Raw genomic sequence first — 23,709 nt, forward strand, 5'->3', positions numbered from 1 at the left:
TCGACACCACTGGGACTGCGACCCATGACACAGCAGCAGACAGCGGGCGGCGACGTCCGTCTCACCGGGATCAGCAAGACGTTCGGCTCCTTCACCGCCGTACAGCCACTCGATCTGACCGTCCCCCAGGGCTCCTTCTTCGCCCTGCTCGGCGCATCGGGATGCGGCAAGACCACGACCCTGCGGATGATCGCGGGCCTGGAGGAAGCCAGCACCGGCACGGTCTCGCTCGGCGGCAAGGACATCACGGGCCTGCCGCCGTACAAACGGCCCGTCAACACCGTCTTCCAGAGCTACGCGCTGTTCCCGCACCTCGACGTCACCGAGAACATCGCCTTCGGGCTGCGCCGCCGCGGCATCAAGTCCGTGAAGAAGCAGGTGGGGGAGATGCTGGATCTCGTCCAGCTCGGAGACTTCGCCCGGCGCAAACCGCACCAGCTCTCCGGCGGCCAGCAGCAGCGCGTCGCCGTGGCCCGGGCACTCATCAACCACCCGCAGGTGCTGCTGCTCGACGAGCCGTTGGGCGCGCTCGACCTCAAACTGCGCCGCCAGATGCAGCTCGAACTCAAGCGGATCCAGACCGAGGTCGGCATCACGTTCATCCACGTCACCCACGATCAGGAGGAGGCCATGACCATGGCCGACACCGTCGCGGTGATGAACGGCGGCCGGGTCGAGCAGCTCGGCAGCCCCGCCGAGCTGTACGAGAACCCGCAGACGACCTTCGTGGCGAACTTCCTCGGGACCTCCAACCTCATCGAGGCCGAGATCGTCTCCGCGGGCACGGACATCGTCGTCTCGGCCGGCGGCGGGAAGCTCCGGCTGCCCGGCGGCCGGTGTTCGGCACCCACGGTGAGCGGCGGCAGGCTGCTCGTCGGCATCCGCCCCGAGAAGATCTCCCTCACGCGCGCCGACGAGGCGGACGCGATAGCCGACGGCCGCAACCGGGTCACCGGACGGATCGCCGACTCGAGCTTCATCGGTGTCTCCACGCAGTACGTCGTCGAGAGCCCGGCCGGCAAGGCGCTGCACGTGTACGAGCAGAACGTCGACCACCGCGCGGGCCTCGTCCCGGGTGCCGAGGTCGTCCTGCACTGGAACCCCGCACACACCTTCGGCCTGGACGCCGCACAGGACATGGACGCGGGCGTGGAGAGCGTGGAGGACGCGGCGTGAGCGTCACCGACGCGCCGCCGGCGCCGCCCACCGAACCGAAGATCCGCAAGCCCTCCACGCGCAAGAGGCTCATCCCGTACTGGCTGCTGCTCCCCGGCATCCTGTGGCTGCTCGTCTTCTTCGCGCTGCCGATGGTCTACCAGGCGTCGACCTCCGTACAGACCGGATCCCTGGAGAAGGGCTTCCAGGTCACCTGGCACTTCCGGACGTACTGGGACGCCTTCGCCGACTACTACCCGCAGTTCATCCGGTCCCTGCTGTACGCCGGCACCGCCACCCTCCTGTGCCTGCTCCTTGGCTACCCGCTCGCGTACCTGATCGCGTTCAAGGCGGGCCGCTGGCGCAACCTGGTGCTCGTGCTGGTCATCGCCCCGTTCTTCACCAGCTTCCTGATCCGGACGCTCGCCTGGAAGACGATCCTCGCCGACGGCGGCGCGGTCGTCGACGTCATGGACACCCTGCACGTCCTGGACGTCACCAGCTGGCTCGGCTGGACGGAGAACAACCGGGTCCTGGCCACCCCGATGGCCGTCGTCTGCGGCCTGACGTACAACTTCCTGCCATTCATGATCCTTCCGCTCTACACCTCGCTGGAGCGGATCGACGGCCGGCTGCACGAGGCGGCGGGCGACCTGTACGCCACCCCCGCCACCACCTTCCGCAAGGTCACGTTCCCGCTGTCCATGCCCGGTGTGGTCTCCGGAACCCTGCTGACCTTCATCCCGGCCAGCGGCGACTACGTCAACGCGGAGCTGCTCGGCTCCACGGACACCAAGATGGTCGGCAGCGTCATCCAGACCCAGTTCCTGAGAGTCCTGGACTACCCGACGGCGGCCGCCCTCTCCTTCATCCTCATGGCGGTGGTCCTGCTCGTGGTCAGCTTCTACATCCGCCGCTCCGGGACGGAGGACCTGGTCTGATGCCCGTACTCCGCTGGATTCGCCGGAACCTGATCGTGATCGCGGGTCTGCTGACCCTCGCGTACATGATCCTGCCGAACATCGTCGTGATGGTGTTCTCCTTCAACAAGCCGAACGGCCGCTTCAACTACGCCTGGCAGCGGTTCTCGCTGGACGCCTGGAAGGACCCCTGCGGCGTCGCCGACCTGTGCGGATCGCTCGGGCTCTCGCTCAGGATCGCCGTCTGGGCGACCATCGGCGCGACCGTGCTCGGCACGATGATCGCCTTCGCGCTGGTCCGCTACCGCTTCCGGGCGCGCGGCGCGATCAACTCGCTGATCTTCCTGCCGATGGCGATGCCCGAGGTCGTCATGGCAGCCTCGCTGCTCACGCTCTTCCTCAACATGGGAGCCGAACTCGGCTTCTGGACCGTGCTGATCGCGCACATCATGTTCTGCCTCAGCTTCGTGGTGACGGCGGTCAAGGCGCGTGTGATGTCGATGGACCCGAGGCTCGAGGAAGCCGCACGCGATCTCTACGCGGGCCCCGTACAGACATTCGTCCGGGTGACTTTCCCGATCGCCGCTCCCGGGATCGCGGCGGGCGCACTGCTCGCCTTCGCGCTCTCCTTCGACGATTTCATCATCACCAATTTCAACGCGGGCTCCACGGTGACCTTCCCCATGTTCGTCTGGGGATCGGCGCAGCGCGGTACACCTGTGCAGATCAACGTCATCGGTACGGCCATGTTCGTGATCGCCGTGGCGGTGGTACTCGTCGGACAGCTCATCGCGACCCGGCGGAAGAGCAACGCGCGAAAGTAACACCTGAAGGAGTTGGAAACCATGGCCCCGGATGCCATGCGTACTGCTGCCCATTCGCTCTCCGATGCGACCCCCCTCTCCTACTGGCTCGACGACCCGGGAAAGCCCGACGCGCTCCCGGCACTCACCGCGGACGAGCACTGCGACCTCCTCGTCGTCGGCGGCGGCTACAGCGGACTGTGGACGGCGCTGCTCGCCAAGGAGAGGGACCCCGGGCGCGATGTCGTCCTCATCGAGGGAAACGAGTCGGGCTGGGCGGCCTCGGGCCGCAACGGCGGATTCTGCGCGGCCTCGCTGACCCACGGCCTGGCCAACGGACTGGAGCGCTGGCCCGACGAGATCGGGAAGCTGGAGGAGCTGGGCGGGCGGAACCTCGACGCCATCGAGGCCGCCGTCGCCCGGTACTCCATCGACTGCGACTTCGAGCGCACCGGCGAGATCGATGTGGCCACCCAGCCCCACCAGCTCGAAGAGCTGCGGGAATGGCACAGCAGGGCCGAGGAGCTCGGCTTCACCGGAGTGGAGTTCCTGGACCGGGAACAGGTGCGTACCCATGTCGATTCACCGACATTCCTGGGTGGTCTGTGGGACCGGCGCGGGGTCGCCCTGCTGCACCCGGCGAAGCTCGTCTGGGGGCTGAAGCAGGCCTGCCTCGGCCTGGGTGTACGGATCTTCGAGCACACCAGGGCCCTCGACCTCGCCGCGCAGGGAGCCGGCATGGCGGTGCGCACCCCGTACGGCAGGGTCTTCGCCCGTCAGGTCGCGCTCGGCACGAACATCTTCCCGTCGCTGGTCAAGCGCATGCGCCCGTTCACCGTCCCGGTGTACGACTACGCGCTGATGACCGAACCGCTCACTGCCGACCAGCTCGCCTCGATCGGCTGGCGGAACCGGCAGGGACTGGGGGACAGCGCGAATCAGTTCCACTATTTCCGGCTCTCGGCCGACAACAGGATCCTGTGGGGCGGATACGACGCGATCTATCCCTACGGGGGCCGGCTGAATTCCGATCTCGACCAGCGCCCGGAGACTTTCCTCAAGCTCGCAGGCCAGTTCTTCGAGTGTTTTCCGCAGCTGTCTGATGTGCGTTTCAGCCACGCCTGGGGCGGTGCGATCGACACCTGTTCGCGATTCTCCGCATTCTTCGGAACGGCCCATCGCGGCCGGGTCGCCTATGCGGCCGGATACACCGGACTGGGCGTCGGGGCCACGCGTTTCGGGGCCGATGTGATGCTGGATCTGCTGTCCGGCGAGGAAACGGAGCGCACCGCCCTCGAAATGGTCCGCTCCAAGCCGCTGCCGTTCCCGCCCGAGCCTTTCGCCTGGGCCGGGATCGAGCTCACCAAACGGTCGCTCGCCCGCGCGGACAGCCACGGCGGACACCGCAACCTGTGGCTGCGGGCCATGGACCGGATGGGGCTCGGCTTCGACAGCTGACGCCCCGGCAGCCCCAAGGGCCGTGAGTGACCCAGCTCACTGCAGACGGGTGGCCGAACCCGCGTCATGATCCGGGCGGACGGCTCTCTCCCACGTGAACGCACCGGCAGAAACCTGCCGGTGCCCACGTCAAAGGAGGCAGTCCATGACCGGCACGGGGGCTCACGCCGCGGTCGAATGGCTCGCATCGGTGGCACCGGACCCGGCAGCATGCCGGTGGGAATGGGAGCGCAATCCGCAGGGGATTGCGCTCCTTCCCGCCGGAAAGCGCTGGGACGTACTGATCCTGCCGGGGGAGCTGGGCTATCCGACCCTCGATGTGCTCACCCGGCTCATCGACCGGCCGGGGCCGGTCCTCGCCGATTTCGGCGACGCCCGCATGGGGTTCTTCGTGCCGCCGGGAACGGCCGCGCGCTGGCTCGGAACCGGTATCCGCGGGGCGGGACAGGGCACCTGGATCGTCATTCCCTACCCGGGCCGCACGGTAGGCGGGGTGCGGTGGCTCATCCAGCCGGACGGGTCCGGGACCCTCACCGACGCGACCGTCCTGGAGCTCGCGATGCACGAGGCCGCAGCCGCCCGAAGCGCCTACGGGGGAGGCGAACGCGACTGAGCGGGGCGGTGTTTCTTCTGCCCTGAGCCCGCATCGCTACGTGCCGGGGGCGCGGTACCGGACCTGCCCGGCCTTCTGCAGGGCATCGAGCGTTTCCTCGACGCTCAGGAGGACCGTCGTCTCGAACGAGTCGAGCGCGCCACCTCCGCCGATCGCCAGCGCGACCGCGGCCATGGACACGTTGTCCGGGGCTTCCCAGAGGTTGTAGCCGTCATGCGTGCCGAAGGCGTACCAGAAGCCGTGGAGCTTCCCGCCGACGGACTCGATGTACGACCGGGCCGCCTTCGAGCGGTCCTCGGGGTGGCCGATCAGGCGTGCCCACGTTTCCGGCGTGTAGCTGAACCTCGACAGGTAGAGCGGCATCGTGTCCCTCTTTCGTTTCGTCAGGGGATACCCGCTCCGTGCGGGAGGAGGGCGAAGGCGGCCTGCGGATCCCCCGAACAGCGGCATCCGCCCGGCCGGACGGGCAGGCCGCAGCGCTCGGCGCCGGCGACGACGAGGAGCGAGGAGCCGCCAGAGGTCTTGACAACTTGATTGGTCTGGACCATGTTGTGCGCGGCCCCACTCAATTCCCCCCTGCACGGAGGCTGTTGTGGAACGCATCGGACCACCCGCCCGATTCTCCGGACTCCTGGCTGCCTTCTCGGCCGCCCTGCTCGCCGCCGGGGGGCTCGTCGCCACGGCGCCGGCCGCCGGTGCGGCCGACGCGGACCTGGCGCGCAACGGCAGCTTCGAGGCGGGCCTGGACGGCTGGAGCTGTACCGGCGGCAGCGGAGCCGTCGTCAGCACGCCCGTACACGGCGGCACTTCCGCGCTGAAGGCGACACCGGCCGGCAGCGACAACGCCAAGTGCTCCCAGACCGTCACGGTGAAGCCCGACTCCACGTACACGCTGAGCGCGTGGGTGCAGGGCAGCTACGTGTACCTCGGCGCCTCCGGCACCGGGACCACCGACGTCTCCACCTGGACCCAGTCCGCCGGTGCGTACACGAAGCTCACCACCACGTTCAGGACCGGCGCCGCGACCACCTCGGTCAGCGTCTACACCCACGGCTGGTACGGCACCCCGGCCTACTACGCCGACGACCTCACCCTCGTCGGCCCCGGCGGCGAACCCGTCGTCGTGCCCGCCGCGCCCACCGGGCTGAAGGCCGGTACGGCCACCGCGTCCGCCGTTCCGCTGTCCTGGACCGCTTCCGCCGGAGCCACCGGCTACAACGTCTACCGGGGCGGGACGAAGGTGCTCAGCGCCTCCGGTACCTCGGCGACCGTGACGGGGCTGGCCGCGTCGACCGCGTACAGCTTCCAGGTCACCGCGGTCAACGCCGCCGGGGAGTCCGCGAAGTCCGCCGCCGTGAGCGCCACGACGACCGCCGGCGGCGGGGGAGGCGGGAACGGGGACCTCCCCGCCCACGCCCTCGTCGGTTATCTGCACTCCAGCTTCGCCAACGGCTCCGGCTACACCCGGATGGCCGATGTGCCCGACTCGTGGGACGTCATCAACCTCGCCTTCGGCGAGCCGACGTCCGTGACCTCCGGGGACATCCGCTTCTCGCTCTGCCCGGCCGCCGAGTGCCCCGGGGTGGAGTCCGAGGCGGAGTTCAAGGCCGCCATCAAGGCCAAGCAGGCCGCCGGCAAGAAGGTGCTGATCTCCATCGGCGGCCAGAACGGCCAGGTGCAGCTCGCCTCCACCACCGCGCGCGACGCCTTCGTCACCTCCGTGTCCAAGATCATCGACACCTACGGGCTCGACGGCCTGGACATCGACTTCGAGGGCCACTCCCTCTCGCTGAACACCGGAGACACCGACTTCCGCAGCCCGACGAGCCCCGTCATCGTCAACCTGATCTCCGCGGTGAAGTCCCTCAAGGCCAAGTACGGCGCCGGCTTCGTCCTCACCATGGCCCCCGAGACCTTCTTCGTGCAGCTCGGCTACCAGTACTACGGCTCAGGCCCCTGGGGCGGCCAGGACCCGCGCGCCGGCGCCTACCTCCCGGTCATCCACGCCCTGCGCGACGACCTCACCCTGCTGCACGTCCAGGACTACAACTCGGGCTCCATCATGGGGCTGGACAACCAGTACCACTCGATGGGCGGCGCCGACTTCCACATCGCCATGACCGACATGCTCCTCACCGGCTTCCCGGTCGCGGGCGACCAGACCAAGGTCTTCCCGGCCCTGCGCCCCGAGCAGGTCGCCTTCGGCCTCCCGGCCTCCACCCAGGCGGGCAACGGCCACACCTCGCCCGCCGAGGTAACCAAGGCGCTGGACTGCCTGACGAAGAAGGCGGGCACGTCCTGTGGCTCGTACCAGACCCACGGCACCTGGTCCGGGCTGCGCGGGCTGATGACGTGGTCCATCAACTGGGACCGCTTCAACAACTGGGAGTTCCAGAAGAACTTCGACGCCTACTTCGGCAGCTGACCTCCCGCAGCACCAGCAGCAGTACCGCGCTCAGGCACCAGCTGGCGATCACGTCCAGCGGCCAGTGGTAGCCGCGCAGCACCAGACCGATGCTCGTCGCCGCCGTCATCAGGACGGCGGCGACGAGCATCATCCATGAACGGCGCACGTACGGAGCCAGCAGCAGGGCCGCGGCCCCGTACGCCACCGCCGCCGTGGCCGTGTGGCCCGAGGGGTAGTAGCCGGTCGCCTCGGTCAGCGGTCCCTGGCGATCGGTCCACAGCTTGAGGGGAACGACCAGCACGGGTACCGCCGCCATGACCGCCACGGCGCACAGCGCGGCACGACGGTCACGGCGGAACCAGGCGAAGGCGACCGCGCACGCCAGCACCGGCACGGCGACCTGCATGTTGCCGAGATCGGCGAAGAAGTCGGAGAGCCGGGCGGAACCCCGTCCGGCCAGGGCCAGACCGGCCCGTTCGTCGGGTCCGAGCAGGGGGCCGTCGGCCACGACCTGCCAGGTGACCAGTGCGAAGAGCACCAGCAGCGCCGACACCTGGGAAACGAGAAGAACCGGCCACCGGGGAACAGGGGGGATTGTTCCGAGGTGGCCGGTCGGATCGGTTTGCCGCGCGCCCCGGGGGGTGTGGGGCGAGCGGCCATCCGATCGGTGAGGAGTTCCGGAGCCAGAAGCTCCAGTGGTGTGCGCCAGGGCACGACCGGATCGGCACTGGGGGAGCCCCGGCCCGGCATCGCCCGCAGTCCCCTGCGGGCGGGGTGTTTCTCTCATCTGCGGAAACCGTACGTCAGAGGGAGGGGGGACCGATAGCGCCCACGTTATCCCGCCATGGCCCCCGCACACCTTCTTCACAGGCCCACACGCGGGCCCAGGTCATCCCCGCCGAAATCGCCTCGCGGCGGCCGGCGGGCCCGCACGGGATCAGAGCGTGGCGAACGCCTGCTCGATGATGTCCAGGCCCTCGTTCAGCAGGTCCTCGCCGATGACGAGCGGCGGCAGGAAGCGCAGGACGTTGCCGTACGTGCCGCAGGTCAGCACCAGCAGGCCCTCGGCGTGGCAGGCCTTGGCCAGCGCCGCCGCGGCTGCCGCGTCGGGGTCCTTCGTGCCGGACTTCACGAGCTCGATCGCGATCATCGCGCCACGGCCTCGGATGTCACCGATGATGTCGCCGTTCGGGAGCTTGGACTGCAGCTCGGCCAGACGGCCCTTCATGATTTCCTCGATGCGCCTGGCCTTCCCGTTCAGGTCCAGCTCGCGCATCGTCTCGATGGCGCCGAGCGCACCCGCGCAGGCCACCGGGTTGCCGCCGTACGTGCCGCCGAGGCCGCCGGCGTGCGCGGCGTCCATGATCTCGGCGCGACCGGTCACCGCCGAGAGCGGCAGGCCGCCCGCGATGCCCTTGGCCGTGGTGATCAGGTCGGGGACGATGCCCTCGTCCTCACAGGCGAACCACTGGCCGGTGCGGCAGAAGCCGGACTGGATCTCGTCCGCGACGAAGACGATGCCGTTGTCCTTCGCGAACTGCGCGATCGCCGGGAGGAAGCCCTTGGCCGGCTCGATGAAACCGCCCTCGCCGAGGACCGGCTCGATGATGATCGCCGCGACGTTGTCCGCGCCGATCTGCTTGGTGATCTCGTCGATGGCCTGCGCGGACGCCTCGGCACCGGCGTTCTCGGCGCCGGTCGGCCAGCGGTAGCCGTACGCCACCGGGACGCGGTAGACCTCGGGCGCGAACGGGCCGAAGCCCTGCTTGTACGGCATGTTCTTCGCGGTCAGGGCCATCGTGAGGTTCGTCCGGCCGTGGTAGCCGTGGTCGAACACGACGACCGCGGTGCGCTTGGTGTAGGCGCGGGCGATCTTCACGGCGTTCTCGACGGCCTCGGCGCCCGAGTTGAACAGCGCCGACTTCTTCGCGTGGTCGCCCGGCGTCAGCTCCGCGAGCTGCTCGCAGACCTCGACGTACCCCTCGTACGGCGTGACCATGAAACAGGTGTGGGTGAAGTCGGCGAGCTGCGCGGTGGCGCGGCGCACGACCGCCTCGGCCGATGCGCCCACGGACGTCACGGCGATACCGGAACCGAAGTCGATCAGCCGGTTGCCGTCCACGTCCTCGATGATCCCGCCGCCCGCCCTGGCGGTGAACACCGGCAGCGTGGAGCCCACGCCCGCGGCGACGGCCGCGACGCGGCGAGCCTGCAGCTCGACCGACTTCGGGCCGGGAATGGCAGTGACGACGCGGCGCTCCTGCGGAATGTCGGACATGCGGGGCTCCTGGGGGTGTTTCGGACGCTTCTCTTTCTGCAGGCTAGGGGCGGCGGCGGGCGGCAGGCATGCTCCGATCGGGAGCACTGGGGGCGTGTCCTTGTCCGCGGCGGACAGATGGCCTTCCCCGCATGCTGTGCCGCCCCGACCTGCGCCATCCGGCCGGGTTGCTGAACTCCCCGTGTCCTGGCACTAGATTGACCGGTGCAGAAGGCGGGACGTGGCTGGTCAGGGGGCAGCGGTTCATGGACACCGAAGGCACGTACGGCAAACGGGGTACGAGCGCGGACCGGGTGCCCCGCCCGGCGGGACCACCGCCGTCCGCTCCACCGCCCCCCGCGCACGCCCCCGCAGCCGCCGGCCCCCCGCTGGAGGAGTGGCTGCGCACCCCCCGCCCCGTAAGGGAACCGGGCGTCTGGCGCTACGGACACACCCCGCGCCCGCCCGAGAAGCCGGAGGGCGTCTCCGACCGCTCGCTGGTGGCCGGGGTTCTGATCTCGGCGCTGTGCGGGCTCCTCCTGTGGTCCCTGTGGCGCAACGGCTACATCCCCTACCGGCTGGTCCCCCTGAAGCTCTTCACCCCGGGCGACTGGTGGTACGCGGGAACGTTCGGCGGACCCAGGACGGTCGAGGGCGCCGACGCCCTCACCGTCTACGAGGCCGTCCTCTTCGGGCTCCTCGTCTACGGGTGCGGGCGCCTGGGGAACTGGTCCGAGATCTTCCGGCGTCATGTCGCCGGGCGCGGGCAGCCCTTCCTCGCCCTGGTGACGGCCGCCGCCGCGGGGGTCGCGCAGCTCCTGGTGTGGAAGGACGCCGTGCCCGTCGTCAGGCCGGTGCTCGTCCTCGTCGCCTCGGTGGCGGGCGGCGAGATCTTCCAGAGCCAGGCCGTGGTGAACGTGATCTACACCCTGATCACTCTCGGGGTCCTCTGGCCGTTCGCCCGCCTCGGGAACTGGCGCGAGACGGCCGCCGAGCGCCTCAGGGGCCGCTCCGGCGCCCCGGCCCCCGTCCCGGCGGCCCCCGTCGCACCCCCGGACGCCACCACCCCCGAACAGTGGCCGGAACTGCGCGCGGCAGGGCAGACCGACGCGGCCGAGACACTCGCCGCCGAGGTACGCACCGGCCGGATGAACGACGTCGACGTCGCGCGTCTGCGCCACGCCTGGACCGTGGGCCGGACGCACGCCGGCCGGGTCGCCGCACTCACCGAAGCCGTCCTGCGCACCGGCGGAGCCGCGGCGCTCCACCCCTCCGGAGCCCGCGACCTGCCGCAGCGCACCGCGCACCACGACCTGCTGACCGGCCAGGTCCGCATCGGCAGCTGTGCCGATGACCCGCACAACCCCTACGCGCGCCGCGGCTCGGGCGTCGCCCTGGAACCCGCGCTGCTCGGCACCTCGCTCCTCGCGGTCGGGCCGCCGGGGGCCGGGAAGTCCGCCCGTCTGGTGCGCCCGGTCGTGGAGTCGCTCGCCCTCCAGGCACTCGCCGGGCGGGCGGCCGTACTCGCGGTCGGCTCGGCCGGGGGCCGGCTCGGCCCCGACGACGCGTACGACGTCGTCGTGCGGATCGGCGACCCCGCATCCGTCCACGACTTCGATCTGTACGGCGGCACGACCGACCCCGACGAGGCCGCTGGTGTGCTCGCGGAAGGGCTCGTCGGCGATGTCACCCACCTGGACAGCAGGCGCGCCGCCACGGTGCTGGCCCAGCTGCTCGGCCCCTACCGTGCCGTCCACGGACACTTTCCCGGGGTGCCCGCGCTCAGGGAACTCCTCGACGGCGACGACTCCGCGATCGGCACCCTGCGGGAGGCCCTGTCGGCCGGCGGCCACCACGCGATGCTGCGCGAACTCGAGACCCGCGCGCGCCAGAAGGGCGGCGCCGGAGACCCGGCGCCGGTGCTCGCCGACCGGATCGCCTTGCTCGACCGGCCCGCGTTCGCCCCGTTCTTCGCCACCGGCGACGGCGCCCGCCCCTTCTCGCTGCGCTCCCTGGAGCACCTTCCGCTGCGGGTCAGGATCGATCTGCCGGAGCGTGCGCACGCCGAGGCCTCGCGGCTCCTCGCCCGGCTCGTCCTCGCCCAGTTCAACGCGATCGCCGCCGCCCGCACGGACCACTCGCTCTTCGTCTGCCTGGTACTGGACGACGCCACGCACACCGTCACCACCGAGACCGTCAGGGGCGTGAGGCGGCTGCGGTCGGTCAACGCGGGCGCCGTCCTCACCCTGCGTACCGTCGACGACGTACCCGAAGGGCTGCACACCGCGCTGCTCGGCGCGGTCGGCTGCTGCATGGCCTTCTCCGGGGTCACCACCTGGGACGGCAAGCGCTTCGCGGAGGTCTGGGGCAAGGAGTGGGTGGAGACCCGCGAGGTCGCCCAGCACGCGGTCTTCGCCGACCAGCCGTTCACCCGCGCGCTGCACGGCTTGCGCAAACTGGTCACCGGCAAGGCCGTGACCAGGGACGCCGTGACCGTACGGCGCGTCGAACGGGAGCGCTGGTCGGCGTCCGAGCTGGCCTACTCACTGCCCTCCGGACACGCCGTCCTGTCCCTGACGACAGTCGACGGCGAACACGCGCCGCCCCTGCTGGTCGAGCTCGGACGCTGAGGGCGCGGGCCGGGGCAAGCGGTTACGGGAAACCTGCCGCCCTGGCAGAATCGATTGCGGCCGTCTGTACGGGACGGCGCAATCGACTCCCAGAGGTCCGGCGATCCCATGCCCCCCACTCTCGCCTCGCTCGTCCAGCACTCCGCGCTCAAGCTCACGGTCCGGGCAGGGGCGGGCCGGCTCGACACGCCGGTGCGCTGGGCGCACGCCAGCGAGCTCGCCGACCCCGTGCCGTACATGGACGGCGGCGAGCTCCTCCTCGTCACCGCCACGAACCTCGACGCCGAGGACCCCGAGGCCATGCGCAGGTACGTCCAGCGCCTGGCCGGCGCCGGAGTCGCCGGGATCGGCTTCGCCGTCGGCGTCACCTACGAGGACATTCCCGATGCCCTCGTCGCCGCCGCCGACGAATCCGGGCTGCCGCTCCTCGAAGTACCCCGCCGCACCCCGTTCATCGCCATCAGCAAGGCCGTGTCCGCGGCGATCGCCGCCGACCAGTACCGGGCCGTCACCGCGGGCTTCGAGGCCCAGCGGGAGCTGACCCGGGCCGCACTCGCCGGGGACGGCCCGGGAGAACTCCTGACGCGCCTCGCCGCGTACGTCGACGGCTGGGCCGCGCTGTACGACACATCCGGCGCGGTCGTCGCCGCGGCGCCCGACTGGGCGGCCCGCCGCGCCGCCCGGCTCACGCCCGACGTGGAGCGCCTCCGGGACCGTCCCGCCCCGGCCAGCGCCGTCGTCGGAGACACCGACGACCGGGTCGAGCTCCAGTCGCTGGGCACCGGCCACCGCACCCGCGGCGCGCTGGCCGTCGGCACGGGGGCCGCGCTCGGCACGGCCGAGCGCTACGCGGTGCACTCCGCGGTCGCCCTGCTCACCCTCACCACGGCCCGCTCCCGCTCGCTCCAGGGCGCGGAGCAGCGCCTCGGCGCGGCGGTCCTGCGCATGCTGCTGGCCGGGCAGCCCGACCACGCCCGTGCGGTCGCCGGTGACCTGTACGGGGGCCTGCTCGACGCCCCCTTCCGGCTGCTCATCGCGGAGGCCTTCACCCCGTCGGCCCCCTCCGCCCCCGTGGCCACCGAGCTGCTCGCCGAGACGATGGAGGCCGCGGCGGCCCGGTCGGGCGAGGCACTGCTGATGGTCCCCGAGGGCGAACGGGTCGTGGTGCTGGCCGCGGACGGCGGCGCCGCGGTCGCCGCGTGCGCCGCGCATGCCGGGACGCAGGACGAGCGCCCGGCCCACGAGCCGGGCAAGGAGGAGGGTGACGTCGTCGTCGGGCTGTCCGCCCCCTGCGGCCCCATCGCCGTCGCCGCCGCGTACAAGCAGGCCGAACAGGCGCTCTCGGTCGCCCGCCGCAGAGGCAGGGCCCTGGTCGAGCACGAGGAGCTCGCCGCCGGCTCCGTCCTGCCGCTCCTGGCCGACGACGCGGTACGGGCCTTCGCCGACGGGATGCTGCGCCCCCTGTACGAGCACGACGCGAAGGGCCGGGGCGACCTGGTCGCCTCGCTGCAGGCCTGGCTCTCCCGGCACGGCCAGTGGGACGCCGCCGCCGCGGACCTGGGCGTCCACCGCCACACGCTGCGGTACCGGATGCGCCGGGTGGAGGAGATCCTGGGCCGCTCCCTGGACGATCCGGACGTCCGCATGGAGCTGTGGCTGGCCCTGAAGACGACAGCCGCGTCGTCCGGGACCCAGTAGCGGGCAGGACCGCGGCCGCCCGGCTCCGACAATCCGGCGCAACGCCCCTCCGGTCCGCTCCACGCCGGACAAACGTCATCGGCGCCCGGCCGACCTACGGTGGGGCCAGGAGGGTGCCTCCGCGGTGCCCGAGACCTCCCGTTCACACCCCCCGAAGGGCCGGAACCGCCATGACTTCCACCCACGCCTTCTGGCTGGCCGGCCGCCAGGCCACCGGCGAGGACAGCTTCGACGTCACCAACCCCTGGGACGGCCGTCTCATCGGCACGGTCAGCGTGCCGACCGACGCCCAGGTCGAGGAGGCCGTCGCCGCCGCGCACGCCGTGCGTGACGAGTTCGCCGCCACCCCGGCGCACGTGCGGGCCGCGGCGCTCGACCACGTGGTGCGGCGCCTGACGGAGCGCACCGAGGAGATCGCCCAGCTGATCTCCGGCGAGAACGGCAAGCCCATCAAGTGGGCCCGCGGTGAGGTCGGCCGTGCCGTCTCCGTGTTCCGGTTCGCCGCCGAGGAGGCCCGCCGCTTCAACGGCGGCGACGCCCAGCGGCTGGACACCGACGCCGGCGGGACCGGCCGCCTCGCACTGACCCGGCGCTTCCCGCGCGGTCCCGTCCTCGGCATCGCGCCCTTCAACTTCCCGCTCAACCTGAGCGCCCACAAGGTCGCCCCGGCCATCGCCGTCGGCGCGCCGATCATCCTCAAGCCCGCCCCGGCCACCCCCATCTCGTCCCTGATCCTGGGCGAGCTGTTGGCCGAGACCGACCTCCCGGCCGGTTCCTGGTCCGTCCTGACCGTGCCGAACGACAGGATGCCCGCCCTGGTCAAGGACGAGCGGCTGCCCGTGATCTCCTTCACCGGCTCCGGCCCGGTCGGTTACTCGATCATGGAGTCGGTGCCGCGCAAGCACTGCACCCTGGAACTCGGCGGCAACGGCGCGGCCGTCGTACTCGCCGACTACGCCTCCGAGGCGGACCTGGACTGGGCCGCGACCCGTATCGCGACCTTCTCCAACTACCAGGGCGGCCAGTCCTGCATCTCGGTGCAGCGCGTCATCGCCGACTCCTCGGTGTACGACCGCCTCGTCCCGAAGATCGTCGCGGCCGTCGAGGCCCTCGTGACCGGCGACCCCTCGGACGCGGCCACGGACGTCGGCCCGCTCGTCGACGAGAACGCCGCCCGCCGGGTCGAGTCCTGGGTCGACGAGGCCGTCGAGGCGGGCGCCCAGCTGCTCACCGGCGGCAAGCGCGACGGGGCCACCTACGCCCCGACGGTCCTCACCGACCTGCCCGGCACCTCGAAGATCGCCTGCGAGGAGGTCTTCGGCCCGGTGCTGTCCGTGCAGCGGACCGACGGCGAGGCAGAGGCCTTCGCCGCCGTGAACGCCTCCAAGTACGGCCTGCAGGCAGGCGTCTTCACGCACGACCTGCAGACCGCGTTCCGCGCCCACCGCGCCCTGGAGGTGGGCGGCGTGGTCATCGGCGACGTCCCCTCCTACCGCGCCGACCAGATGCCGTACGGCGGCGCCAAGCAGTCCGGCGTGGGCCGCGAGGGCGTCCGCTACGCGATGGACGACTACACCTACGAGAGGGTCCTGGTCCTCACTGGCCTGGCCCTGTAGCCCGCGCGTGGGTCAGGAACCGGCCGGAGCCCGCTGTGCGGGGGCTCCGGCCGGTTCCGTAGCCGCCGCGAGCCGGTCCCAGGGGTGGTGGGGGTGGCGCGGATCGGGTACATACGGACGAGTAGTACCGATCGGTATGCGTACGTCCCGACCATCGACCCGACTCGCGGCGAGGTGAGCTCCTCATGTCCGCCCCATCCGACATTCCCCAGGCCCCCAAGGTCACCGAGCGTGAAGCACGGCAGGTGGCCGAGGCCGCCCGCGAACAGGACTGGCGCAAGCCGAGCTTCGCCAAGGAACTCTTCCTCGGACGCTTCCGGCTGGACCTGATCCATCCGCACCCCCTGCCCGCCGCAGACGACGTACGGCGCGGCGAGGCCTTCCTCGCCCGGCTGCGCGAGTTCTGCGAGACCGGGATCGACGGGGCGCTCATCGAGAGGGAGGCCAGGATCCCCGACGAGGTCGTCAACGGCCTCAAGGAACTCGGCGCCCTCGGTATGAAGATCGAGCCCAAGTACGGCGGCCTGGGACTGACCCAGGTCTACTACAACAAGGCGCTCGCCCTGGTCGGTTCCGCCAGCCCCTCGCTCGGCGCGCTGCTCTCCGCCCACCAGTCCATCGGCGTACCGCAGCCGCTGAAGATGTTCGGCACCCAGGAGCAGAAGGACGCCTTCCTGCCCCGCCTGGCCAGTACGGACATCTCGGCGTTCCTCCTCACCGAACCCGACGTGGGCTCCGACCCTGCGAGGCTCGCGACCTCGGCCGTTCCCGACGGGGACGACTACGTCCTGGACGGCGTGAAGCTCTGGACGACCAACGGCGTCGTCGCCGACCTGCTCGTCGTGATGGCCCGCGTCCCGGAGTCCGAGGGCCACAAGGGCGGCATCACGGCCTTCGTCGTCGAGGCGGACTCCGAGGGCATCACCGTCGAGCACCGCAACGCCTTCATGGGCCTGCGCGGCATCGAGAACGGGGTGACCCGCTTCCACCGGGTCCGCGTACCCGCGGCCAACCGGATCGGCCCCGAGGGCGCAGGGCTCAAGATCGCCCTGACCACGCTCAACACCGGACGCCTCTCGCTGCCCGCCATGTGCGTGGGCGTCGGGAAGTGGTCGCTGAAGATCGCCCGCGAATGGACGGCCGTGCGCGAGCAGTGGGGCCGACCGGTCGCCCGGCACGAGGCGGTCGGCGCGAAGATCTCCTTCATCGCCGCCACCACGTTCGCGCTGGAGGCGGTCGTCGACCTCTCCTCGCAGATGGCCGACGAGAACCGCAACGACATTCGGATCGAAGCCGCCCTGGCCAAGCTGTACGGCTCCGAGATGGGCTGGCTGATCTCCGACGAACTGGTCCAGATCCGCGGCGGGCGCGGCTTCGAGACCGCCGATTCGCTCGCGGCCCGCGGCGAACGCGCCGTACCCGCCGAGCAGATGCTCCGCGACATGAGGATCAACCGGATCTTCGAGGGCTCCACGGAGATCATGCATCTGCTGATCGCCCGCGAGGCCGTCGACGCCCACCTCAAGGTCGCCGGCGACATCATCGACCCCGACAAGCCCCTCTCGGCCAAGGCGAAGGCGGGCGCCAACGCGGCGGGGTTCTACGCACGGTGGCTGCCGAAGCTCGTCAGCGGGCCGGGGCAGCTCCCCAGCGCGTACAGCGAGTTCAGGGTTCCCGGGCACCCGGACCTCTCCGCCCACCTCCGGTACGTCGAACGCTCCGCCCGCAAGCTCGCCCGCTCCACCTTCTACGCGATGTCCCGCTGGCAGGGCCGCATGGAGACCAAGCAGGGCTTCCTCGGCCGGATCGTCGACATCGGCGCCGAACTCTTCGCCATGAGCGCCGCCTGCGTCCGTGCCGAACACCTGCGTGTCAACGGCGACCACGGCCGCGAGGCGTACCAGCTCGCCGACGTCTTCTGCCGTCAGTCCCGCATCCGGGTGGAGGAACTCTTCACCCGGCTGTGGTCCAACACCGACGACATCGACCGGCGTGTGGTCGACGGAGTCCTGTCCGGTACGTACACCTGGCTGGAGGAGGGCGTCATCGACCCCAGCGGCGACGGCCCCTGGATCGCCGACGCCACCCCCGGCCCGGCCACCGGGGAGAACGTCCACCGCCCCATCCGCTGAACCGGCAACACCCCCGCGGGGCGCGTCCACTGCCTGGACGCGCCCCGCGGGTGCGCCCGCCGCACGGCAGGATGGGTGCCCGTGACCGTCATCCACATCCCCGGCTCCAAGTCCGTCACCGCCCGCGCCCTCTTCCTGGCCGCCGCCGCGGACGGCACCACCACCCTCCTGAGGCCCCTGCGCTCGGACGACACCGAAGGGTTCACCGAAGGGCTGACCCGCCTCGGATACGGGGTGACGCGCGAGCCGGACCGCTGGCACATCGAGGGCCGCCCCTCCGGTCCCGCCGTCACCGAGGCCGAGGTCCACTGCCGCGACGGGGCCACCACCGCACGTTTCCTGCCGACGCTGGCAGCCGCCGCGGCCACCGGCACCTACCGCTTCGACGCCTCGGCGCAGATGCGCCGGCGCCCCCTCGCCCCGCTCACCGAGGCCCTGCGCACCCTCGGCGTGGAGCTGCACCACGAGGGCGCGGAGGGCCACCACCCGCTCCGCATCGAGGCATCGGGGGTCAAGGGCGGTGAACTGACCCTGGACGCGGGGGAGTCGTCCCAGTACCTCACCGCCCTGCTCATGCTCGGACCGCTCACCGCTGAAGGGCTGCGGATCGACGTCACGGAGCTCGTGTCGGCGCCGTACATCGAGATCACCCTCTCGATGATGCGCAGCTTCGGCGTCGAGGTCGCCCGGGAGGGGAACACGTTCAGCGTCCCCCCGGGCGGCTACCGCGCCACGACGTACGCCGTCGAGCCCGACGCGTCCACCGCGAGCTACTTCTTCGCGGCCGCGGCTCTCACCGGCCGTGAGGTCACCGTTCCCGGCCTCGGGACGGACGCGCTCCAGGGCGACCTGCGCTTCACCGACGTGCTGCGCCGCATGGGCGCCGAGGTGCGGACCACGGCCGACGCGACGACGGTCCGGTCCACCGGTGCCCTGCGCGGTCTCACCGTCAACATGCGCGACATCTCCGACACGATGCCCACCCTGGCCGCGATCGCGCCGTTCGCCTCGTCGCCCGTACGGATCGAGGACGTCGCCAACACCCGGGTGAAGGAGTGCGACCGGCTGGAGGCCTGCGCGGCGAACCTGCGGCGGATGGGGATCACCGTGCACACCGGACCCGACTGGATCGAGATCCACCCCGGAACCCCCCGTGCCACGGAGATCGCCACCCACGGCGACCACCGGATCGTGATGTCGTTCGCGGTCGCGGGGCTGCGCGCGCCCGGGATGAGCTACGACGACCCCGGCTGCGTACGCAAGACGTTCCCCGAATTCCACGAGGTGTTCGCGGAGTTCGCGGCAGGGAGCACCGGCTGACGGAAAAGGCCGTGCGCACGGCCGGCGGCGGCGCCTACCCTGCCCGCATGATGTCCCGGAGCGATGTCCTGTCCATCCTGTCCCTGCTCCGAGCGGCCGGGGCCGACGTGGTGATCGCGGGAGGCTGGGGCATCGACGCCCTGCTCGGCGAGGAGACCCGCGAGCACCGGGACCTCGACCTCCTGCACGTCCGGGAGCAGGAGCCCGCCGTCGTCGCGGCCCTGACCTCGGCGGGCTATGCCGAGACACTCGACTGGCGCCCCGCGCGCTTCGTCCTCAGCCATCCCTCCGGGCTCGAGATCGACCTGCATCCGCTGGAGTTCGCCGCCGACGGCTCCGCGGTGCAGTCCTCACTCGATCCGGCCGAGCCCTTTCGCTACCCCGCGTCCTGCTTCGTCACCGGCACCATCGGAGCGACCACCGTGCGCTGCATCTCCGCGGAGCAGCAGGTCCTGTTCCACCAGGGGTACGAACCGGCCGACCGTGACGTCCGGGACATGGCGCAGCTGAGGAAGAAGTTCGGCATCGATACGCGAATCTGACCCCCGTATGCAGCACAATCGAGCCTCGGCGGCGGTCGGAGACATGATCGTCACCACCAACGGGAGAGTGGGGCAAGGATGTTCGGGGCGGGATACCGGCGGGCCGGATGGCGGAGCGCCGCAGCCGTGGGATGCGCGGTGGTGACGCTCCTCGGCGTCACCGGATGCGGTGACAGCGGCGACGGCGGCAACGACAAGGCCGGGAAGAGCCCCGCCCCGTCGCGCTCCGCGGCCCCGGCGCTCACCGAAGCAGAGCTCGAGGCGGTCGCCTTCACCGACGGGGAGAAGGCAGGCGCCTACACCGCCAACGAGTACGCCCTGGACGGGCCGCTCGGCGACGGATACACCGCCACCCCGGCCGTCTGCCAGCCGCTCGTCAGCCTCGCCGGTGACGCCGGCGACCACGACCCCGCCGCCCAGGTGCAGCGCAGGGTCGACGTCCCCGACGACATGCTCGGCGTCATGGTCGACGTGACCCTTCGCTCGTACGGGAACGGCGAGGCCGCGAAGGTCATGCAGTCCCTCCGCAAGGCCGGCCGGGACTGTGCCGGGGGCCTGATGGAGGAGCGGGCCATCGCGCGGGCCAGGTACGTGAAGGTCGAACCCACCGGGCTGCCCGCCTTCGCGGGCGAGGCCGACGAGGCGAGTGCGTACCGCTTCACCATCCTCGACGTGAAGGACAAGGTGAAGCTGTACGAGTACCTCACCGTCGTACGGGCCGGCTCCACCACGCTCGCCTTCCGCGGGGAGATCCTCGCCACCAAGGACATCGGCGGGGTGCCGCAGGACATCATGGCCGCCCAGTGGAAGAAATTCCGTGCCGGGCAGGCCTGAGGCACGCCCCGACGGGGACGCACTGTCCGCGCGCACAGCGGATGCGGCAACAATGGGGGGCATGAGCGACAGCCCCGTACCCCTCGCCGATCCGCATCTCGTATTCGACGCCGCGGACGGCCGCCGGGATCTTGTGATCCTCGGCTCCACCGGGTCCATCGGCACGCAGGCCATCGACCTGGTGCTGCGCAACCCCGACCGCTTCCGTGTCACGGCGCTGTCCGCCGCGGGCGGCCGGGTCGAGCTCCTCGCCGAGCAGGCGCGGCAGCTGCGGGTGCGTACGGTCGCGGTCGCCGCCGAGGACAAGGTGCCCGCGCTGCGCGAGGCCCTGCGCGCGAGTTACGGGGCGGGCGAACCGCTCCCCGAGATCCTGGCCGGGCCCGGGGCCGCGGCCGAGCTCGCCGCGAGCGACTGCCACACCGTGCTGAACGGGATCACCGGCTCCATCGGCCTGGCCCCCACGCTCGCCGCGCTGAAGGCCGGGCGCACGCTCGCCCTCGCCAACAAGGAGTCGCTGATCGTCGGCGGCCCGCTCGTGAAGGCCCTCGCGGCTCCCGGCCAGATCATCCCGGTCGACTCCGAGCACGCCGCGCTCTTCCAGGCCCTCGCCGCCGGAAAGCGCGCCGACGTGCGCAAGCTCGTCGTGACCGCCTCCGGCGGGCCGTTCCGCGGACGCACGAGGAGCGAGCTCGCCGGCGTCACCCGCGAGCAGGCCCTCGCGCACCCGACCTGGGCCATGGGCCCGGTCATCACGGTCAACTCGGCGACGCTGGTCAACAAGGGCCTGGAAGTCATCGAGGCGCATCTCCTCTACGACATTCCGTTCGACCGGATCGAGGTCGTGGTCCACCCCCAGTCGTACGTTCACTCGATGGTGGAGTTCACCGACGGCTCCACCCTCGCGCAGGCGACCCCGCCCGACATGCGGGGCCCGATCGCCATCGGGCTCGGCTGGCCCGAGCGGATCCCGGACGCGGCCCCCGCCTTCGACTGGACGAGGGCCTCCAGCTGGGAGTTCTTCCCGCTGGACACCGAGGCCTTCCCGTCCGTCGGGCTCGCCCGCCACGTCGGCACCCTGGGCGGCACCGCCCCGGCGGTGTTCAACGCCGCCAACGAGGAGTGCGTGGACGCATTCCTGGCAGGACGGCTGCCCTTCAACGGCATCATGGATACGGTCACCGCAGTGGTCGCCGAACACGGCACCCCTGCCACGGGAACTTCACTCGACGTCGCGGACGTCCTCGAGGCGGAGACCTGGGCCCGTTCCCGGGCCAGGGAACTCTCGGCGAAAGCGACAGCGGAGGCGCACGCATGAGTATGACGACGATCCTGATGACGGTCCTGGGGATCGCCATCTTCGCCGTGGGTCTGCTGTTCTCGATCGCCTGGCACGAGCTGGGTCACCTGTCGACCGCCAAGCTCTTCGGCATCCGGGTGCCGCAGTACATGGTCGGCTTCGGCCCGACGATCTGGTCGCGCAAGAAGGGCGACACCGAGTACGGCATCAAGGCCATTCCCGCCGGCGGCTACATCCGGATGATCGGCATGTTCCCGCCGGGACCCGACGGGCGGCTGGAGGCACGCTCCACCTCGCCCTGGCGCGGCATGATCGAGGACGCCAGATCCGCCGCCTTCGAGGAGCTCGAGCCGGGCGACGAGACCCGGCTCTTCTACACGCGCAAGCCGTGGAAGCGCGTGATCGTGATGTTCGCCGGGCCGTTCATGAACCTGGTCCTGGCCGTCGCGATCTTCATGGGCGTGGCCATGACCTTCGGCTTCCAGACCCAGACCACGGAGGTCGCGGGCGTCCAGCAGTGCGTGATCGAGCAGAGCGAGGAACGTGACGCCTGCAAGGCCTCCGACCCGGTCTCGCCCGCCAAGGCCGCCGGGCTGCAGAAGGGCGACAGGATCGTCGCCTTCGACGGCGAGAAGATCGACGACTGGGCGACCCTCTCGGACCGGATCCGGAAGACCATCGGGCCGGCCACCCTCACCGTGGAGCGCGACGGCCGGGAGCAGACCCTGCACGCCGTGCTGCAGAAGAACACCGTCGCCAAGAAGGACTCCGACGGCCAGGTCGTCCCCAAGGCCTATGTCGAGGCCGGCTACCTCGGCTTCGCCGCCAACACGGAGATCCTGCCGCTCTCCTTCGGCGACTCGGTCGTCCGCATGGGCGACATGATCGAGAACGGCGTCGACTCGATCATCGCCCTGCCCTCCAAGATCCCCGATCTGTGGAACGCGGCCTTCAGCGACGGCGAGCGCGCCGACGACTCGCCGGTCGGCGTGGTCGGCGCGGCCAGGATCGGCGGCGAGGTGATGAACCTCGACGTCCCGGCACAGAACCAGATCGCGATGATGCTGTTCCTGCTGGCCGGCTTCAACCTCTCGCTGTTCCTCTTCAACATGCTGCCCCTGCTGCCGCTCGACGGCGGACACATCGCCGGTGCTCTCTGGGAATCCCTGCGCCGCAATGTGGCCCGCGTCTTCAAGCGGCCCGACCCCGGCCCCTTCGACGTGGCCAAGCTGATGCCGGTCGCCTATGTCGTCGCCGGCGTATTCATCTGCTTCACGCTGCTGGTGCTGGTCGCCGACATCGTGAACCCCGTCAAGATCACCTGACGCCTCCCGCGTCCCGGAGGTGGCGGCCGGGCACACAGGCGGTGTCCGGCCACTCACCGTTCGGCGGTATTGCCGGACGGGGTGCGCCCGTCCTTCCTCCGGTGCCGTAACCTCGAACTCTGGAGCCCGCCGTTCTCGGGACCTCGATCCACACCTTGGGGATGCTCAGCGCATGACTGCGATTTCTCTCGGAATGCCGGCCGTTCCGACCAAGCTCGCCGACCGACGGGTCAGCCGTCAGATCCAGGTCGGGTCGGTGGCGGTCGGTGGGGACGCACCGGTGTCGGTGCAGTCGATGACGACGACGCGTACGTCGGACATCGGTGCGACGTTGCAGCAGATTGCCGAGCTGACGGCGTCGGGCTGTCAGATCGTGCGGGTGGCGTGTCCGACGCAGGATGACGCGGATGCCCTGTCGACGATCGCGCGCAAGTCGCAGATTCCGGTGATCGCGGATATTCACTTCCAGCCGAAGTACGTGTTCGCGGCGATCGACGCGGGCTGTGCGGCGGTGCGGGTGAATCCGGGGAACATCAAGCAGTTCGACGACAAGGTCAAGGAGATCGCGAAGGCGGCCGGTGATGCCGGTACGCCGATCCGGATCGGCGTGAACGCGGGTTCGCTGGACGCGCGGCTGCTGAAGAAGTACGGGAAGGCGACGCCGGAGGCTCTGGTGGAGTCGGCGCTGTGGGAGGCGTCGCT

Annotated in this window: 19 protein-coding genes; 16 read left to right on the forward strand and 3 right to left on the reverse strand. The window is 70.9% G+C overall.

From position 1 onward, the window contains the following. Positions 1–24: 24 nt before the first annotated feature. From ACFQ6X_RS07685 to ACFQ6X_RS07705, 5 genes are all read left to right on the forward strand, one after another. A complete protein-coding gene (locus ACFQ6X_RS07685) occupies positions 25–1,176 on the forward strand; it encodes an ABC transporter ATP-binding protein (RefSeq protein WP_383177397.1) in 1,152 nt (383 codons plus the stop codon). Then, entirely contained in the window at positions 1,173–2,096 is a 924-nt protein-coding gene (locus tag ACFQ6X_RS07690) for an ABC transporter permease (RefSeq protein ID WP_383177401.1), read from the forward strand. Before ACFQ6X_RS07685 ends, ACFQ6X_RS07690 begins: the two co-directional genes overlap by 4 nt. Then, positions 2,096–2,899, forward strand: coding sequence for an ABC transporter permease (locus tag ACFQ6X_RS07695; protein WP_383177404.1), 804 nt, complete (start codon positions 2,096–2,098; stop codon positions 2,897–2,899). Before ACFQ6X_RS07690 ends, ACFQ6X_RS07695 begins: the two co-directional genes overlap by 1 nt. Before the next feature lie 21 nt (positions 2,900–2,920). Then, positions 2,921–4,336: an NAD(P)/FAD-dependent oxidoreductase gene (locus ACFQ6X_RS07700; RefSeq protein WP_383177407.1), complete on the forward strand. Its 1,416-nt coding sequence runs from the start codon at positions 2,921–2,923 to the stop codon at positions 4,334–4,336. A gap of 145 nt (positions 4,337–4,481) precedes the next feature. Further along, complete coding sequence (locus ACFQ6X_RS07705) at positions 4,482–4,949, forward strand: hypothetical protein (protein WP_383177410.1); 468 nt, start codon at positions 4,482–4,484, stop codon at positions 4,947–4,949. Positions 4,950–4,985: 36 nt separating this feature from the next. Here the strand turns inward: ACFQ6X_RS07705 and ACFQ6X_RS07710 are convergent, their stop codons facing one another. Further along, the gene (locus ACFQ6X_RS07710; protein ID WP_383177413.1) at positions 4,986–5,312 is read right to left on the reverse strand and encodes a GYD domain-containing protein; all 327 of its coding nucleotides are present in this window, start codon (positions 5,310–5,312) and stop codon (positions 4,986–4,988) included. Positions 5,313–5,541: 229 nt separating this feature from the next. Here ACFQ6X_RS07710 and ACFQ6X_RS07715 point away from each other — a divergent pair, with 229 nt between their 5' ends. After that, a complete protein-coding gene (locus ACFQ6X_RS07715; protein WP_383177416.1) occupies positions 5,542–7,374 on the forward strand; it encodes a chitinase in 1,833 nt (610 codons plus the stop codon). Here the strand turns inward: ACFQ6X_RS07715 and ACFQ6X_RS07720 are convergent. Beyond that, positions 7,325–8,143, reverse strand: a complete 819-nt coding sequence (locus tag ACFQ6X_RS07720) for a phosphatase PAP2 family protein (protein ID WP_383177419.1) — start codon at positions 8,141–8,143, stop codon at positions 7,325–7,327. The genes ACFQ6X_RS07715 and ACFQ6X_RS07720 overlap by 50 nt on opposite strands. Before the next feature lie 150 nt (positions 8,144–8,293). Beyond that, positions 8,294–9,634 (reverse strand): 4-aminobutyrate--2-oxoglutarate transaminase, encoded by a 1,341-nt coding sequence (gabT, locus tag ACFQ6X_RS07725; RefSeq protein ID WP_383177422.1) that lies wholly within the window; start codon positions 9,632–9,634, stop codon positions 8,294–8,296. A 245-nt stretch (positions 9,635–9,879) separates the two neighbouring features. Between gabT and ACFQ6X_RS07730 the strand changes: the two genes are divergently transcribed. The 10 genes from ACFQ6X_RS07730 to ACFQ6X_RS07775 form a co-directional block, all read left to right on the forward strand. After that, entirely contained in the window at positions 9,880–12,243 is a 2,364-nt protein-coding gene (locus ACFQ6X_RS07730) for an ATP/GTP-binding protein (protein ID WP_383177425.1), read from the forward strand. 108 nt (positions 12,244–12,351) lie between these two features. Further along, a complete protein-coding gene (locus tag ACFQ6X_RS07735) occupies positions 12,352–13,941 on the forward strand; it encodes a PucR family transcriptional regulator (protein WP_383177427.1) in 1,590 nt (529 codons plus the stop codon). 170 nt (positions 13,942–14,111) lie between these two features. Next, positions 14,112–15,557, forward strand: a complete 1,446-nt coding sequence (locus ACFQ6X_RS07740; RefSeq protein WP_383177430.1) for an aldehyde dehydrogenase family protein — start codon at positions 14,112–14,114, stop codon at positions 15,555–15,557. A gap of 185 nt (positions 15,558–15,742) precedes the next feature. Further along, positions 15,743–17,689, forward strand: coding sequence for an acyl-CoA dehydrogenase family protein (locus ACFQ6X_RS07745; protein ID WP_383177433.1), 1,947 nt, complete (start codon positions 15,743–15,745; stop codon positions 17,687–17,689). Between the two features lie 81 nt (positions 17,690–17,770). Next, a complete protein-coding gene (aroA, locus tag ACFQ6X_RS07750; protein WP_383177436.1) occupies positions 17,771–19,009 on the forward strand; it encodes a 3-phosphoshikimate 1-carboxyvinyltransferase in 1,239 nt (412 codons plus the stop codon). A 47-nt stretch (positions 19,010–19,056) separates the two neighbouring features. Continuing rightward, positions 19,057–19,551, forward strand: coding sequence for a nucleotidyltransferase domain-containing protein (locus tag ACFQ6X_RS07755; protein ID WP_383177439.1), 495 nt, complete (start codon positions 19,057–19,059; stop codon positions 19,549–19,551). 78 nt (positions 19,552–19,629) lie between these two features. Further along, complete coding sequence (locus ACFQ6X_RS07760; RefSeq protein WP_383177442.1) at positions 19,630–20,385, forward strand: hypothetical protein; 756 nt, start codon at positions 19,630–19,632, stop codon at positions 20,383–20,385. Positions 20,386–20,437: 52 nt separating this feature from the next. Next, on the forward strand, positions 20,438–21,700 hold the full coding sequence (dxr, locus tag ACFQ6X_RS07765; RefSeq protein ID WP_383177445.1) for a 1-deoxy-D-xylulose-5-phosphate reductoisomerase: 1,263 nt from the start codon (positions 20,438–20,440) through the stop codon (positions 21,698–21,700). Beyond that, on the forward strand, positions 21,697–23,007 hold the full coding sequence (locus ACFQ6X_RS07770; RefSeq protein WP_383177448.1) for a M50 family metallopeptidase: 1,311 nt from the start codon (positions 21,697–21,699) through the stop codon (positions 23,005–23,007). Before dxr ends, ACFQ6X_RS07770 begins: the two co-directional genes overlap by 4 nt. Positions 23,008–23,179: 172 nt before the next feature. Continuing rightward, the coding region (locus ACFQ6X_RS07775; RefSeq protein ID WP_383177451.1) for a flavodoxin-dependent (E)-4-hydroxy-3-methylbut-2-enyl-diphosphate synthase at positions 23,180–23,709 on the forward strand (530 nt) is incomplete at its 3' end.

This window comes from Streptomyces sp. NPDC056452, assembly GCF_042796085.1.
Taxonomy (GTDB): Bacteria; Actinomycetota; Actinomycetes; order Streptomycetales; family Streptomycetaceae; genus Streptomyces.

What these genes read in the sequence shown, in the direction of transcription:
- ACFQ6X_RS07685 (WP_383177397.1), top strand. Translation starts at nt 25, where the DNA reads ATGACACAGCAGCAGACAGCGGGCGGCGACGTCCGTCTCACCGGGATC.
- ACFQ6X_RS07695 (WP_383177404.1), top strand. Translation starts at nt 2,096, where the DNA reads ATGCCCGTACTCCGCTGGATTCGCCGGAACCTGATCGTGATCGCGGGT.
- ACFQ6X_RS07700 (WP_383177407.1), top strand. Translation starts at nt 2,921, where the DNA reads ATGGCCCCGGATGCCATGCGTACTGCTGCCCATTCGCTCTCCGATGCG.
- ACFQ6X_RS07705 (WP_383177410.1), top strand. Translation starts at nt 4,482, where the DNA reads ATGACCGGCACGGGGGCTCACGCCGCGGTCGAATGGCTCGCATCGGTG.
- ACFQ6X_RS07710 (WP_383177413.1), bottom strand. Translation starts at nt 5,312, where the DNA reads ATGCCGCTCTACCTGTCGAGGTTCAGCTACACGCCGGAAACGTGGGCA.
- ACFQ6X_RS07720 (WP_383177419.1), bottom strand. Translation starts at nt 8,143, where the DNA reads ATGAGAGAAACACCCCGCCCGCAGGGGACTGCGGGCGATGCCGGGCCG.
- gabT (WP_383177422.1), bottom strand. Translation starts at nt 9,634, where the DNA reads ATGTCCGACATTCCGCAGGAGCGCCGCGTCGTCACTGCCATTCCCGGC.
- ACFQ6X_RS07730 (WP_383177425.1), top strand. Translation starts at nt 9,880, where the DNA reads ATGGACACCGAAGGCACGTACGGCAAACGGGGTACGAGCGCGGACCGG.
- ACFQ6X_RS07735 (WP_383177427.1), top strand. Translation starts at nt 12,352, where the DNA reads ATGCCCCCCACTCTCGCCTCGCTCGTCCAGCACTCCGCGCTCAAGCTC.
- ACFQ6X_RS07740 (WP_383177430.1), top strand. Translation starts at nt 14,112, where the DNA reads ATGACTTCCACCCACGCCTTCTGGCTGGCCGGCCGCCAGGCCACCGGC.
- ACFQ6X_RS07745 (WP_383177433.1), top strand. Translation starts at nt 15,743, where the DNA reads ATGTCCGCCCCATCCGACATTCCCCAGGCCCCCAAGGTCACCGAGCGT.
- ACFQ6X_RS07755 (WP_383177439.1), top strand. Translation starts at nt 19,057, where the DNA reads ATGATGTCCCGGAGCGATGTCCTGTCCATCCTGTCCCTGCTCCGAGCG.
- ACFQ6X_RS07760 (WP_383177442.1), top strand. Translation starts at nt 19,630, where the DNA reads ATGTTCGGGGCGGGATACCGGCGGGCCGGATGGCGGAGCGCCGCAGCC.
- dxr (WP_383177445.1), top strand. Translation starts at nt 20,438, where the DNA reads ATGGGGGGCATGAGCGACAGCCCCGTACCCCTCGCCGATCCGCATCTC.
- ACFQ6X_RS07770 (WP_383177448.1), top strand. Translation starts at nt 21,697, where the DNA reads ATGAGTATGACGACGATCCTGATGACGGTCCTGGGGATCGCCATCTTC.